Genomic DNA, 17,197 nt, shown 5'->3' with positions numbered 1-17,197 from the left:
TACAGAAAGGAGCGAACGGGTTACGGTGAGAGTACATCCTTCCAACGTCCAACGTCCCTCATAAGCCGAGCTTTGATTAGAACAGCTGGATGCAGGTCCCTGTCGATACGTGCCATCAGGTCTGAAGAGTAATCGGGTGTGACATGGATTGGTCAGGTCTTCGGGAAATCCTGAGACTGGATTGACGGTGATTACCCAACCCTGCGCACATCGAGTGAGTTTCTCTGCGGTGCAGGACAAAGCGGCTAGGGTAGTCAACGTAATACTGACTATTCGGTGGAGGAGTGTTTTCATTTAGATTAACATTAAGGTGAAGGTGGAAGAAGGAGTAAAGGTGTCGGAAAACTAATACTAAGCCATTATTAATACAAGGAGCAATTGCTTGACCTTCTAATGGGTAGATAGCAAGACGCGGTTACAACAAACATTAGACTGATAAAGAGATCACAGTTTTTCTTACCTCTAACGATACAAGCTATACGCCAGATAGAAGCCGTCTCAACTCCGCAGGTAAGTAGAAGTTTGGCATTTTTTATGATAGAGAGTTTAGCGCGGGTAAACGAGATAAACTATGCTCCTTTAGGCTGGAAGCTGTCATTTTAATGAGATATTAATCATGTATAGCTGCCTGTCACTTAATGGTGTATAAATGAGGTAAAATTTATATAATTCAACCACTTAGAGGTTTTTCTTTGAGCATGTATTAAAACAGACCTAAAATATTGAATAAGATTTAGCTCCACACAATTAGATACTGATTATATCCTCCCTCACTGGTATGCTTCTTGCAAGAAAACAGGCTCGGAGTATAACCATCCCGGGAGCCGATGAAAAAATTATACGTCTCAGAAAAATTTTGGGCTAATCTAAAATCCTATAGGAGTGTAGGAAGGGGCGTTTTTACCGCCTTACTTTTACTTCTATCTCTTTTAAAAGCTTTTGCCCAAGTTAACAACCCTGTCGTAATCGCCAACTTTGGTCAGGAGGGTGATGTAAATGCAAACCAGCGAATCAACGGTACCTTTAATGCCGCCGGCACTGACGACTGGTTTTATCGGAGCATTTACCCAGGAACCGGCCGTGGGGTTATTGACACCACCGGAACGGCTGCCTTGCGGGCGTTTTATCAGAACACAGCCAACAACCGGAACATCACGTTTACCAAACGGATGTCTACTCCTATATATACGGTAGTTAATAACCGGCTCTGGCTGGATGGCCTTTATATACGGGATAATAACAAAACAGACTCCAGTGCCTTTTTAACAAGTAACAAAAATGGTAGTAACCCGGCAGTCGACTGGACGGCTGGGGTTTCGCAGGTAACACCTAAAAATGACATCATTGATGCGTACGTTCACGCTCGACGGGATGGGTCAACGGTTACTTCCCCGTTGTGGCTCCTCGGTGGCGTTACTGTCGATAACGTGACAGGTTCCCGTTACTTTGACTTCGAGTTGTACCAGAGCGCTATCACCCGGGTTGGAAGTAGATTCACTAACGTAGGCCCTCAGGAGGGGCATACTCAATGGACGTTTAACTCAAACGGTACTCTTGCTTCATCGGGTGATTTAATTGTCGCTGTTGAATTTGATAACACAGGTATTCTTGCTTTCGAAGTTCGGATCTGGGTAGCCCGATCGCTTGTCGCCAGTGGTTTTCAACCCGCTAACTTTAGTTTTAGCGGCCCCGTTGAAGGTGGAAGTGTTAACTCCACCTTCGGCTATGTTAGTATTGTTCCGAGAACCTCCGGAACAGCTTTTTTTTCAGGTGCTGTAAACCCGGTTGCCACGGAGGCCGCCCCGTGGGGGTATTTCGGACAAAATGCGGTATTTACAGATCAGTATCTGCCAACGCAGTTACTCGAATTTTCTCTCAACCTGAGTGCCTTGGGTATTGATCCAGCTACCTCAACTGCGGCCGGTGTTGATCCCTGTGCGCCGGCCTTCCGGAAGTTTTTTGCAAAGACCCGGGCTTCCGGTTCATTCACATCCTCACTCATCGACTTTGTAGGCCCTGCTGACTTCATCGGTTTCCCCGCTGTTGGTACAGACTTTGGCCCGCCAACTTTGGCTCTTTGCGCCAATCAGTTTCCGTACGTGTTAACGGCTCAAACCATAGAAAATGCGGAGAGTGAGATCATCCTATATAATACATTTTCAACCGACGGTGGGATCATAACGGGAACACAGGGTAACCAGATAACAGTGGCTTCTCCCGGAACCTATATTACCCAGGGGCGAATCTACCCCGGTTGTGCTACTGTTTTAGCGACGGATACAATTAGACTTACCTCCATACCGATACCAACGGTTAATGCCGTTGCCAGTCAATCGGTGTGCAATGGTTCACCTACGGCAGCTGTCACCTTTACGGGTTCTCAGGTTGGTACTACGTATAATTGGACCAACTCCAATCCATCAATAGGGCTTGCGGCCAGTGGGTCGGGGAATATACCTTCCTTTACGGCCCTAAATACCGGAACGACTACTCAGAGGGCGACCATAACCGTTACCCCGGTACTTAATGGGTGTACCGGGACGCCTACCTCCTTTACCTATACGGTCTTCCCCAGCCCTACAGTCAGTTCCATCAATAATCAAACGGTTTGTGATGGGGCAACCGTAGGAGCCATAAATTTGAGTAGTCCGGTTGCCGGCGCTACCTTTAGCTATACCAGCTCGACCAACATTGGTTTTGGTACTACAGGTACAGGCAATATAGCGTCATTTGTAGCGTCTAATTCGACAACGGCGCCGATTACCACCACCGTGACGGTACGGGCTACGGCTAATGGTTGTCAGGGCCCGGCGCAAACTTTCACGATTACGGTAAATCCCGCCCCAACTGTAAACCCGGTAAGTAGCGTCTCCTACTGTGCCGGCACCGCAGCACCCGGATTTACTTTCGGGAGTCCAACGGCGGGAGCTACCTTTAGTTATACCAGCTCGGTCAACGTGGGATTTGCGACCAATGGTACGGGTAATATTCCTGCCTTTACGGCAACCAACACCGGTTCATCGCCTATCGTAGCCACGGTGTCTGTACGGGCAACCGCCAATGGCTGTCCGGGACCCATACAAACCTTCACGGTTACGGTCAACCCTATACCTACAGTCAGCACAGTAAACAATACCACTTACTGTGCCGGTGCGACCGTGTCGGGAATTCCCCTTAGTAGTCCAACGCCCGGAACTACCTTCAGTTATACCAGTACCACCAACATCGGCTTTGGTACAACGGGTTCCGGCGTAACTAGTATACCCGCCTTTACCGCGGCCAATACGGGTACTACCCCGGTCAGTACTACGGTAACGGTTCGGGCTACCGCCAACGGCTGTCTGGGGCCGGCTACCAGTTTTGTGCTGACGGTCAATCCCAGCCCGACGGTCAATGCGGTCAGCAGTGTTACCTATTGTAATGGAGCATCTGCAACGGGTATCACCTTCGGGAGTCCGACGGCAGGAGCTACTTTTAGTTATACTAGTTCGGTCAATGTAGGCTTTACCACCAATGGTACGGGCAATATACCGGCCTTTACCGCTACCAACACCGGCTCTACTCCCCTGGTATCTACCGTGACGGTGCAGGCTACGGCCAACGGTTGCCCCGGCCCCGTGCAGACCTTCACCATTACGGTAAACCCAACACCGACGGTTAGCAACATCAACAGTGTTACTTATTGTAATGGTGCATCAGCCCCGGCTATACCGTTTGCCAGTGCCACACCAGGGGCAGTGTTCAGCTATACCGCTACCAACAATGTCGGCTTTGCCACTACCGGCACCAATGTAACCAGTATTCCAGCCTTTACGGCCACCAATTCTGGGACGACTCCAGTAACCACCACGGTGACGGTGCGGGCAACCGCTAACGGCTGTCAGGGGCCAGCCTCTACCTTTACGGTAACGGTGAATCCTTCTCCCACAGTCAATGCCGTCAGCAGTGTTACTTACTGTAGCGGACAGGCAACTCCGGGCTTCACCTTCGGCAGCCCGACTGTCGGCGCTACCTATAGCTACACCAGTTCGGTTGATATTGGTTTTGGAAGCGCTGGTACCGGAAACATTCCCGCTTTTACCGCCGATAACACAGGGTCGACACCGCTGATAGTAACGGTATCGGTGCAGGCGATTGCGAACGGCTGCGCCGGGCCGGTGCAGACCTTCAATATCACGGTAAACCCTAGTCCAACTATCAACCCGGTTACGAGTGCTACCTATTGCAATGGGACCACCATTCCGGCAATTAACTTTGTCAGCGCGGTTACCGGAGCTACCTTTAGTTATACCAGCAGTATAAATGTAGGCTTTGGCACGACCGGTACGGGCAGTATACCCGCCTTTACCGCCACCAACAATACGGCGACACCAATTACCACAACCATAACGGTGCGGGCCTCTGCCAATGGTTGTCAGGGACCGGCGCAGACGTTTACACTAACGATTAGCCCTTCGCCTACAGTCAACGCTGTCAGTAACATAACGGTTTGTAACGGTCAGTCAGCATCGGCCATCAACTTCAGCAGCCCGACGGCCGGAGCCACCTTTACGTACAGCAGCACCACCGATATCGGTTTTGGCACCGCTGGTGTGGGTAATATTGGGTCGTTTATTGCGGTCAATAATACATCGGCACCTATTACAACGACGGTGACGGTAACCGCCAGCGCCAACGGATGCAGCGGCCCGTCGCAATCGTTTGTAATCACAGTAAATCCGAGCCCAACGGTTAATGCCGTAAGTGGTGCCGTGTACTGCGCTGGTGAAACGGGAGCGGCCATCAACTTCAGCAGCCCGACGGCTGGCGCTACCTTTAGTTATACCAGTAGCACAAACGTAGGCTTTGGCACAACGGGTAGCGGGAACATTGGTGCCTTTACGGCGATCAATAATACATCAGCTCCGATCACGGCCACCGTTACTGTAGCGGCCACTGCCAATGGTTGTCAGGGATCAACCTTGACGTTCACGGTAACTGTTAATCCCCGCCCAACTGTCAATACCGTTAATAATATAGTGGTGTGTGCCGGACAAACGGTACCGGCCATCAACTTTGGTAGCCCAACCGCAGGCACTACCTTCAGTTACACCGCAACCAATAATGTAGGATTTGGCACGACGGGTATCGGAGGTATAGAATCGTTCACGGCGGTGAACAACGGATCTACGCCGATTACAACGACAGTAACGGTAATAGCCACTGCCAATGGTTGTCAGGGTCCGGCGCAGACCTTTACCATTACGGTAAATCCTGGGCCGACGGTTAATGCCGTGAGCAACGTAATCGTGTGTAACGGAGCCCAGGCTGGACCGATTAATTTCAGCAGTTCGACACCCGGCGCTACCTATATATATACGGTATCCAGCAACGTAGGTTTTGGGACGGCGGGTACTGGTAATATCAATCAGTTTACAGCGGTCAATACAACATCGGATCCGGTAACGGCCACAGTAACTGTACAAGCATCGGCTAACGGCTGTCTCGGTCCGGAACGGACGTTCACCATTACGGTAAACCCTACACCAATTGTCAATACGATTCTGAGCCAGACCGTCTGTAGTGGATCACCCGTATCGGCGATTCCGTTCAGCAGCGAAACCGCCGGAACTTCGTTCAGCTATACGGCGAGCAATAACATTGGTTTTGCTATCAGCGGCAACAACGTAACCGGCCTTCCTGCATTCACGGCTACCAATAACACATCGTCGCCGATCACCACAACAGTGACGGTGACAGGCTCAGCCAACGGTTGCCCTGGTCCGGCGCGTACGTTTGTGATTACGGTGAATCCAAGCCCGGCGGTAGAGAATGCAACGGTTAACCCGATCAGCAGCTATACCTATTGTAATGGAGCACCGGCTACCGCTATCAACTTTACCAGTTCGACGGGTGGTACGACCTTCAACTATGCCAGCTCCATTGATGTTGGGTTCGGCACGGCCGGCACCGGCAATATTGCGCCTTATACCGCAGCGAATACGACCACTGATCCGGTAACGGCAACAGTAACTGTCCAGGCGGTAGCCAATGGATGTGCTGGTCCAACCCGTACATTCAACGTGACCGTGAATCCGACACCGACCGTAAATGTCGTGGTAAGCCAGACGGTATGTAACGGCGAAACAGTACCGGCTATACCGCTGACCAGTCCGACAGCCGGAGCCACCCTGAACTATACGTCGACTGCCAATATCGGCTTTGGTACATCTGGTACTGGTAACATTGGGGCATTTACAGCTATCAATAATACAGCTAATCCAATAACGGCTACTGTTACGGTGATAGCTTCTATTGATGGCTGCCAAGGACCAGCCCAGACCTTTACCCTTACGGTAAACCCAAGCCCGGTCATCAGCCCCGTCAGCAACATTACCGTTTGTAATGGTGCACCAGTCGCTGGTATCAACCTGACTAGTGCCACTCCGGGTACAATTATTAACTATACCAGTTCGTCAAACGTAGGCTTTGGCACGACCGGTACAGGGAGTATAGGTGCTTTCACCGCGCTGAACAACACAACGGCTCCCATAACGGCAACAATTACGGCCTCGGCTCAGGCCAGCGACTGCCAGGGGGCCGCACAAACGTTCACCGTTACAGTTATTCCGACTGCAACGGTGAATCAAATTACGGATGTAGCGGTTTGTGCCGGAGCTACTGCTTCACCAATCGTCTTTACCAGCCCGGTTGCCGGCGCTACCTTTAGCTATACCAGTTCGACAAACGTAGGCTTTGGCACAACTGGAACGGGTAATATTGCTGCCTTTACGGCTCTTAACGCTGGTTCAACACCGGTGACAACTACGGTAACTGTGATTGCTACTGTAAATGGCTGCCAGGGACCGGCCGAAACGTTTACCATCACAGTGAATCCAAGTCCGGCGGTGAATCCGGTTGGTAACCTGATTGTATGTAATGGGGCAACGGCTGCGGGTATTAACTTTACCAGTCCTACGGCCGGTGCTACCTTTAGCTACACCAGCACTACCAATGTTGGCTTCGGGACATCAGGCATCGGAGACATTGCTTCATTTGTCGCCGTTAATAATGGCACTACCCCAGTCACTACTACGATAACCGTTGTGGCTATTGCCAATGGTTGTGCGGGACCGGCGCAGACGTTTACCATTACGGTTAATCCGAGCCCGGTAGTTAATCCGATTAACAGCCTGACGTTGTGTAACGGAGTGACGAACCCGGCTATTGCCTTCAACAGTTTGACACCCGGCGCTACGTTTGCCTTCACAAGCAGCAGTAATGTAGGATTTGGCTTATCAGGCACGACCGGCATCCCATCTTTTACAGCCGTAAATACCAGTACATCTCCAGTAACAACGACGGTAACCGTTACGGCGACGGCCAACGGTTGTCCAGGTCCGGCTGAGGTGTTCACCATTACTGTGGAACCCAGCCCGACGGTCAATACGGTACCCAATAGCATAGTTTGTAATGGCGCACCTGTATCGACTATTGTTTTTGGCAGCCCGGTAGCTGGCGCTACGTACCAGTATACGAGTTCAGTTGACATTGGCTTCGGTACGACGGGCGTTGGTAATATTCCAGCCTTCACCGCTGATAATTCAGGTGCTACCCCGCTGGTGGCTACTATTACAGTAACCGCCACGTCTCAGGGTTGTGCGGGATCGGCTCAGTCCTTCAGCATTACCGTAAATCCAGGCCCGGTTGTAAACGCAGTTAATAACTTCACCTACTGCAACGGCGCTACTACGCTGCCGATCGCCTTTAGCAGCCCGACCCCGGGTGCTACATTTGCTTTTACCAGCAGCAGTAATGTGGGTTTTGGCCTGAGCGGTACAGGAGATCTGGCTTCGTTTGTTGCCGTCAACAACACGGCGGCACCGATTACTACAACGGTTACTGTCATTGCCACGGCCAACGGTTGCCAGGGACCTCCTCAGACCTTTACCTTTACCATAGAGCCGAGCCCAACGGTCAATGATGTTGCCGACATTGTGGTATGTAGCGGGACTACAGTACCCGCTATACCATTTAGCAGTCCGACGGCTGGTGCAACCATCCGGTACACCAGCAGCAATAACGTTGGCTTTGGCGTTGTCGGAACGGGTAGTATCCCTTCATTTGTTGCGACTAATAATTCATCGGCTCCAGTTACCACAACGGTAACTGTGGTTGCCTCGACAGGTGGATGTGATGGACCGGCGCAGACGTTTGTCATCACTATCAACCCCAGTCCGCAGGTTGCACAGGTTCCGAATTTCGTGGTGTGTAATGGTGCTACAGCTCCTGCCATTACCTTCAGCAGCCCGACGGCCGGTGCCACATTCAGCTATACAGTGTCGGGTAACGTCGGTTTCGGAACCAGCGGCACAGGTGATATTGGTGCTTATACAGCAGTCAATAATACCTCTGCACCGATTACGGTAACGCTTACGGTTGAAGCAACGGCCAATGGCTGCCCTGGTCCAGCGCAAACCTCTACAATAACGATTAATCCCAGTCCGACTATTGCTCCTGTTACCAGCCTGACGTACTGCGAGAATGCGGTCGCGCTGAGTATTCCGTTCACCAGCTCGACGCCCGGCGCGGTTATTAATTATACCAGCTCGGTTGATGTTGGATTTGGAACCAGTGGTACCGGTAATATTCCCGGCTTTATCGCCAGCAACGAAGGAACTTCTCCTTTGACAGCTACGATAACTGTGCAGGCCACGACCAACGGTTGCCAAGGCCCGGCGCAAACGTTTACGATAACGGTTAATCCGCAACCGACAGTTAATCCTCTGGAAAATTTTGTAGTCTGTAATGGGCAAACAGTACCGGCTATTCCATTTAATAGTGCTACCGTTGGCGCAACGTTCAGCTACACGGCATCTGGGAATGTGGGTTTTGCCACAACTGGAACCGGTGCGATACCAACATTTGTCGCATCGAATACCACAACCGCACCAATTACCATAACATTAGCCGTGCAGGCCACGGCCAATGGCTGTCCTGGTCCGGTCGAGGTATCGACTATCACTGTTAATCCAACACCTACGGTTAATCCGGTCAGCAACCTGACGATCTGCAACGGGCAAAATAGTGCACCAATTGCTTTTGCCAGCCCCGTTGCCGGAGCAACATTCAGTTATACTAGTTCAACAAACATTGGCTTTACTGAAATTGGAACTGGAGGTATTCCGTCCTTCAGAGCTACGAATGCCACAAGTTTGCCACTGACAACTACCGTTACGGTAACCGCAACCGGTAGTGGAGGATGTGCTGGCCCAGAGCAGACGTTTACGATTACAGTTCTGTCTAATTCATTGATTGCGTCAGCAGATGTGTCGTCTACCAACTTCAACACCGCCACCACCGTAAATATTCTGGCAAATGATATTGATAATTGCGGTAGTCAACCAGCCACAACCTCTACCGTGTTAATATCGCTGATTGGTCAGCCGTCAGATGGAGCTGGTACCGTAGTGCTCAATCCGAATGGAACAATCACGTTTACGCCAACGACGGGTTTTGCGGGAGGAACCGTATTCAGCTACCGCATATGTGACGTCAACAATCCTACAGTTTGTGATACGGCCTTTATCAATATTAACGTCGGTTCTTCGGCTCCTCTGGCTACGGAGGATCAGGCAACTACCGCGTTTAATCAGAGTGTTCAGATAGGCATTTTTAGTAATGACGTTGACCGTAGTCAGAATGGGGCTAATACCACCAACGTTACGTTCCCAACCATTACCCAACAGCCGAAAAATGGTACCGCATCAATAACGGTACAGAACGATCTGGTGATCCTGACGTACACACCAAACGCTGGTTTTGCCGGTGGTGATACACTGATTTATCGGATTTGCGATGTGGTTAACACTAATCTGTGCGATACAGCTCGCGTAACCATAACGGTTGGAAGTATTGCGCCAACTGCCATAGACGACAATGCCACCACGCCATTCAACCAACAGCTATTTATTTCCGTACTGGATAACGACGTGAACCGTAGGGGAGAGATAGCTAATCTTGCTACCGTTACGTTGCCCGTTATTGTTCGGCAACCGGCTAATGGTACCGCAACGGTAAATAGCAGTGGTAATATCCTATATATACCAGAGACAGGATTTGCGGGTTTGGATACATTATTGTACCGAATCTGTGACATAACCAATCAGGCACTTTGCGATACAGCACGGGTAATAATATCGGTAACTTCGTCGGCTCCGATAGCAACTGCCGATCAGGCATCTACACCGTTTAATCAGAACGTAACAGTACAGGTGCTAAGCAATGACCTGAACCGGTCAGGACAGCAAGCTAATCTAACCAATGTTTCTGCACCGGTCATTGTCAGCCAGCCAAGAAACGGAACTGCCGTTATTAACCCAGATGGGTCAGTAACCTACAATCCGAACGATACCTTTGCCGGTAGCGATACGTTAACCTACCGAATCTGTGATGTAACTGATCCGACTTTCTGTGATACGGCCATTGTCGTATTTAATGTACAATCGGCACCGCCCGTAGCCAACCGGGATAATGTTACAACGGCGTTTAACCAGCCGGTAACCGTACCGGTGCTGACGAACGATAGGGATAAGGCTAACCAACCAGCCAGCCTGACTAATGTGACAGCTCCATTTATCAGCAGTCAGCCCAGCAATGGTACGGCCGTAGTGAACAGCACCGGTAGTATCACCTACACACCCAATGCAGGCTTTGCCGGTAGTGACAGTTTGATTTACCGCATCTGCGATGTGGTCAATACCAGCCTATGTGATACAGCACTGGTTGTATTTAATGTAGGCTCGGTGGCTCCGACAGCTAACCGTGATAATTATACGACCGCCTTCAACATGGCGGTTCAGATCCCGGTGCTGCTAAACGACGTCAACCGGGCAGGTCAACCGGCTAACACAACTAATGTGACAGTCCCGGTTATGAGCACACAACCTACCAACGGTAGTGTAGTAGTAAATGCTGATGGCAGCATCACCTACACACCGAATACAGGCTTTGCCGGTGCTGACAGCTTTATCTACCGCATCTGTGATGTAGCCAACACGGCCCTGTGTGACACGGCCCTGGTGGTAGTCAATGTAGGCTCACAGGCTCCCCGGGCCAATGCCGATGTTGCAACGGTAGTGTTCAACCAGCCCACCACGGTCAATGTGCTAGCCAATGATGCCGACCGCACGGGCAACATACCGGCCTCACTGACCAGCGTGACTGCCCCGCTGATTCTGGATCAGCCTGACAACGGCACAGCCGTGGTGAATGCTAATGGAAGCATCACCTTCACGCCGACTGCTGGTTTTGCCGGTACCACCACGCTGGTGTATCAGATCTGTGACCGCATCAACACCAGTCTGTGTGATACGGCCAGAGTGACCTTCAACGTAGGCAGTGCCCCGCCGGTAGCCAATCCTGACAGCTACACGCTGGGCTTCAACCAGACGCTGGCCCTGACGGTGCTGACCAACGACACGGATCGTACGGGTGCACCCGCTTCACTGACGAGTGTGACCCTGCACACTATCATTAGTCAGCCCACAGGGGGCGTGCTGACGGTGAACGCTGACGGCACCATCACCTACAATGCTAACAACACTTTCACGGGCACTGACCAGTTTGTATATAGCATCTGTGATGTGGTCAATACGGCTCTTTGTGATACGGCTCTGGTGCGAATCAACGTGGGCAATGCCCCGGCCCCGAGCGCCCAGCAGGATGTTGTGACGGGTGTGCTGGGCCAGCCCGTCACAGTAGCAGTACTGAATAATGACCTGGCTGGTAACGGCCAGCCCGCCAGCCTGACCAACGTGACAGCTCCAGTGCTGGTGAGTGGACCAGATAACGGTACAGCTGTCATCAACCCGGATGGTACCCTTACGTTTACACCGGCCGTAGGTTTTGCGGGCTCTGACACCTTAGTCTACCGCATCTGCTCGGTTATTAGCCCGAGCGTGTGTGACACGGCCAGGGTGATCATCAACGTACCATCGGCACCACCAACGGCTAATCGTGACAACGCCACTACAGCCTTCCAGCAGTCGGTGACGGTGCCTATTTTGAACAACGACACCGACCGCGCCGGAAGACCAGCAAGTCTGTCGACGGTAACCCTACCCATTATTGTAGAGGGACCAGATAATGGTACAGCCGTGGTCAACAGCACAGGATCAATTACTTATACACCAAAAGCAGGTTTTGCCGGCAATGATACGCTGTTCTACCGCATTTGCGATGTAGTCAACACCCTCTTGTGTGACTCGGCCTTGGTGGTCTTCAACGTAGGCAGTGTGGCACCAGTAGCCAACCGGGATAATTACACGACTACCTTCAATGCACCTGTTCAGATTCCAGTGCTGTTGAATGACCAGGCTAGAGGGGGGCTGCCCGCCAGCCTGACCAATGTAACGGCACCCGTTATTGTGGATCAGCCCAATAGCGGTAGTCTGACCATTAATGCGAATGGCACTATTACATATACCCCCAACACAGGTTTTGCGGGTGCCGACCAGTTCATCTACCGCATCTGTGATGTAGGCACCACCAGCTTGTGTGATACGGCTCTGGTGGTAGTAAACGTAGGGTCGCAGGCACCACGGGCTAATCAGGATGTGGTTACCACTGCCTTCAACACCACCCTGAGCATCAATGTGCTTCAAAATGATGCCGACCGGACGGGCAACATACCGGCTAGCCTAAGCAGTGTAACGGCTCCTCAGATCCTGGATCAGCCCACCAACGGTACAGCGGTGGTAGCGGCTAACGGCACCATCAGCTTTACACCCAATCAGGGCTTTGCCGGCTCTGACACATTGGTTTACCAGATCTGTGATCGCATCAACACCAGCTTGTGTGACACCGCTCGGGTAATCATCAACGTAGGCAGTGCTCCGGCCGTGGCTAATGCGGATAGCTTCACGCTGGGCTTCAACCAAACGTTGGCGCTGAATGTGCTGGCCAATGATGCAGATCGTAATGGTGCTCCAGCTGATCTGACTAATGTGACTCTACCGACGATCATCAGCCCGCCAACAGGTGGCACGGTAATAGTGAATGCAGACGGCACGATTACCTACAACGCCAACAACACCTTCACCGGAACTGATCAGTTCGTCTACCGCATCTGTGATGTAGTCAACACCAGCCTGTGTGACACAGCTGTGGTCCGGATCAATGTGGGCAATGCTCCGGCACCATTGGCGCAGCAGGATGTAGTCACGGGTGTGCTGGGTCAACCAGTGACTGTGGCTCTGCTGGGCAATGATCAGGCTGGCAACGGACAGCCCGCTAGCCTCACCAACGTTACGGCTCCAGTGCTGGTGAGTGGACCAGACAATGGTACGGCAGTCATCAATCCAGATGGTACTCTGACGTTTACACCAGCCGTAGGTTTTGCGGGCTCTGATACCTTAGTCTACCGCATCTGCTCGGTTATCAGTCCAAGTGTGTGTGATACGGCTAGGGTAATCATCAATGTACCGTCGGCACCGCCGGTGGCGAATCGCGATGATGCCACTACTGCCTTCCGGCAGCCGGTGACTCTTATCGTACTAGGTAACGACACCGACCGGGCCGGCAGACCAGCCAGTTTAAGTACGGTGACGCTGCCCATCATTGTGGAGGGTCCGGATAACGGCACGGCCGTAGTGAACTCTACGGGTACTATCACGTATACACCGGATGCCAACTTCGCCGGCAGTGACACGTTGTTCTATCGCATCTGTGATCTGGTTAACACCAGCTTGTGTGACTCTGCTCTGCTGGTGATCAACGTGGGTACGGTGGTACCGGAGGCTAACCGGGATAACTACGTGACCGCGCTCAACACGGCCGTGCAGATCCCGGTCCTGCTCAATGATGAAGCCAGAGGAGGTCTGCCCGCCAGCCTGACCAATGTCACCGCGCCGGTGATTGTGGATCAGCCTGACAGCGGTAGTTTGACCCTCAACGCGGATGGCTCCATCACCTACACGCCCAGCAGCGGCTTTGCCGGTCAGGACAGCTTCATCTACCGCATCTGTGATGTGGTCAACACGGCCCTGTGTGACACGGCCCTGGTGGTAGTCAACGTAGGCAGTGCCGCACCAGTGGCCAACCCGGATCTGGCGAGCACATCGTTCAATACCACGCTGAGCATTGGGGTGCTGGCCAACGACCTGAACCGCAACGGGGCACCGGCCAGTCTGGCTACGGTAACACTGCCCCAGATTCTGGATCAGCCCAACAACGGCACGGCGGTGGTAGCGGCTGATGGCTCTATCAGCTATACCCCAACTATGGGCTTTGCCGGATCAGACACGCTGGTGTATCAGCTGTGTGATGTGGTTAACACCGCTCTCTGCGACACCGCCCGGGTAGTTATCAACGTAGGCAGTGCCCGTCCAGTGGCCAATCCCGACAGTTACACGCTGGGCTTCAACCAGACACTGGCCCTGACGGTATTGGCCAACGATGCCGATCGCACGGGTGCACCGGCTTCGCTGAGCAGCGTGACACTGCCCACCATTATCAGTCAGCCCATAGGGGGCGTGGTGACGGTGAACGCCGACGGCAGCATTACCTACAACGCCAATGACACTTTCACGGGAGCTGATCAGTTTGTGTATAGCATCTGTGATGTGGTCAACACGGCTCTCTGTGATACCGCGCTGGTGCGAATCAACGTGGGTAATGCTCCGGCTCCGAGCGCCCAGCAGGATGTTGTGACGGGTGTGCTGGGCCAGCCCGTGACGGTGAGTCTGCTGAACAATGACCTGGCTGGTAACGGCCAGCCCGCTACGCTGACTAATGTGACGGCACCGACCATTGTCGATGCGCCCAACAACGGCACGGCGGTGATCAACCCCGATGGAACGCTAACGTTTACGCCGGCACCAGGCTTTGCCGGCAGTGACACGCTGGTCTACCGCATCTGCTCGGTGATCAGTCCGAATGTGTGTGACACCGCTCGGGTGATCATCAATGTGCCTTCCGCACCGCCGGTGGCTAACCGCGATGATGCCAACACGGCCTTTGCCCAGCCGGTGACCATCCCCGTGCTGATCAACGATGCCGCCCGGGGTGGACTGCCCGCCAGCCTGACCAATGTCACGGCTCCGCTGATTGTGGATCAGCCCAGCAACGGTACGGTGGTGGTCAACTCAACCGGTTCGATTACTTATACGCCGAACGCAGGCTTTGCCGGTAGCGATACGCTGATCTACCGCATCTGTGACCAGGTCAACACGCTCTTGTGCGATTCGGCCCTGGTGGTCATCAACGTAGGCACGGTGGTACCGGAGGCTAACCGCGATAACTATGTGACCGCCCTCAACACAGCCGTGCAGATCCCGGTGCTGCTCAATGATGAGGCTAGAAGCAATCAGCCTGCCAGCCTGACCAACGTCACCGCGCCGGTGATTGTGGATCAGCCTGACAGTGGCAGCCTGACCCTCAACGCGGATGGCTCCATCACCTACACGCCCAACAGTGGTTTTGCCGGGCAGGACAGCTTCGTCTACCGCATTTGTGATGTGGTCAACACCAGTCTGTGTGACACGGCCCTGGTGGTGGTCAACATAGGCAGCGCGGCTCCGACCGCCAATCCGGATCTGGTGACAGCCACTTTCAACACAACGGTAAGTATAGGCGTGTTAGGTAATGACCTCAACCGCAATAGTGCACCCGCTACGCTGGCCACGGTAACACTGCCCCAGATCCTGGATCAGCCTAACAACGGCACGGCAGTCGTAGCGGCTAATGGTTCTATCAGCTACACCCCGGCACCCGGCTTTGCCGGTAGAGATACACTGGTCTACCAGCTTTGTGATGTGGTCAACACCAGCCTGTGCGACACGGCCCGGGTGATCATCAACGTGGGCAGCCAGGCACCGCTGGCCAATGCGGATCAGTATACGTTGGGCTTCAACCAGACGCAGACGCTGACGGTGCTGACCAATGATGCCGATCGCAATGGGGCCCCGGCTTCTTTAACGAACGTTACGGTTCCCACCATCATCAGCCAGCCCATAGGGGGCGTGGTGACGGTGAACGCCGACGGCAGCATTACCTACAACGCCAATGACACTTTCACGGGCAACGATCAGTTTGTGTATAGCATCTGTGATGTGGTCAACACGGCTCTGTGTGATACGGCGCTGGTGCGAATCAACGTGGGTAATGCCCCGGCTCCGCAGCCGGTGGCGGATCAGGTAACGGGCGTATTTGGCCAGCCAGTAACGGTCAGTGTATTGACTAACGACTTAGGCGGCAACGGCCAGCCTGCTTCGCTGACCAATGTGACGGCCCCGACCATTGTGGATCAGCCCAACAACGGCACAGCGGTAGTGAACGCTGATGGCACGATTACTTTCACGCCGGCACCTGGTTTTGCGNACAGGTGATTTTCACGGTACCGTCAGTACCGCCGGTGGCTAACCGTGACGATGCTAGCACGGCTTTTGCGCAGGAGGTGACCATCCCCGTATTGGTTAACGATGCGGCCCGGGGTGGGCTGCCCGCCAGCCTGACCAATGTGACCGCTCCGCTGATCACCCAGCAGCCTGACAACGGCACCGCCGTGGTTAACAGCACCGGCAGCATCACCTACACGCCGAACGCAGGCTTTGCCGGTAGCGATACGCTGATCTACCGCATCTGCGACCGGGTCAACACGCTGTTGTGCGATTCGGCCCTGGTGGTCATCAACGTAGGCACGGTAGTGCCGGAGGCTAACCGCGACAACTATGTGACGGCGCTCAACACAGCCGTTCAGATTCCGGTGCTGCTCAACGATGAGGCCCGTGGCAACCAGCCTGCCAGCCTGACCAATGTCACCGCACCGGTGATAGTGGATCAGCCGGACAGTGGCAGCCTGACCCTCAACGCGGATGGCTCTATCACCTACACACCCAACAGTGGCTTTGCCGGGCAGGATAGCTTCATCTACCGCATCTGTGATGTGGTCAACCCGGCTTTGTGTGACACGGCCCTGGTGGTGGTGAACATAGGCAGTGCGGCACCAGTGGCCAATCCGGATGTAGTGGCGGTGACCTTTAACCAGCCCACCACGGTCAATGTACTGGCCAATGATGCCGACCGCAACGGTACCGTACCGGCTAGTCTGGCCACGGTGACCCTGCCCCAGATCCTCTCGCAGCCTGCCAACGGCACGGCGGTGATCAACCCGGATGGGACGCTGACGTTTACGCCAGCTGCAGGCTTTGCCGGATCA

The 17,197-nt window shown here is 53.3% G+C and carries 2 protein-coding genes; both read left to right on the top strand.

Annotation, left to right across the window (positions count from 1 at the left end):
• The first annotated feature begins 827 nt into the window (after nt 1-827).
• Nucleotides 828-16,367, top strand: a complete 15,540-nt coding sequence (locus tag ABD949_RS11655; protein WP_345243629.1) for an Ig-like domain-containing protein — start codon at nt 828-830, stop codon at nt 16,365-16,367.
• A 26-nt stretch (nt 16,368-16,393) separates the two neighbouring features.
• Nucleotides 16,394-17,197, top strand: an 804-nt coding sequence (locus ABD949_RS11650; protein WP_425576745.1) for an Ig-like domain-containing protein, incomplete at its 3' end; no start/stop codon positions are given.

It is taken from the genome of Nibrella saemangeumensis (assembly GCF_039541915.1).
Classification (GTDB): domain Bacteria; phylum Bacteroidota; class Bacteroidia; order Cytophagales; family Spirosomataceae; genus Nibrella; species Nibrella saemangeumensis.
Note: the sequence above shows the minus strand (reverse complement) of the source record. Positions and strands in the feature narration are given on the sequence as shown.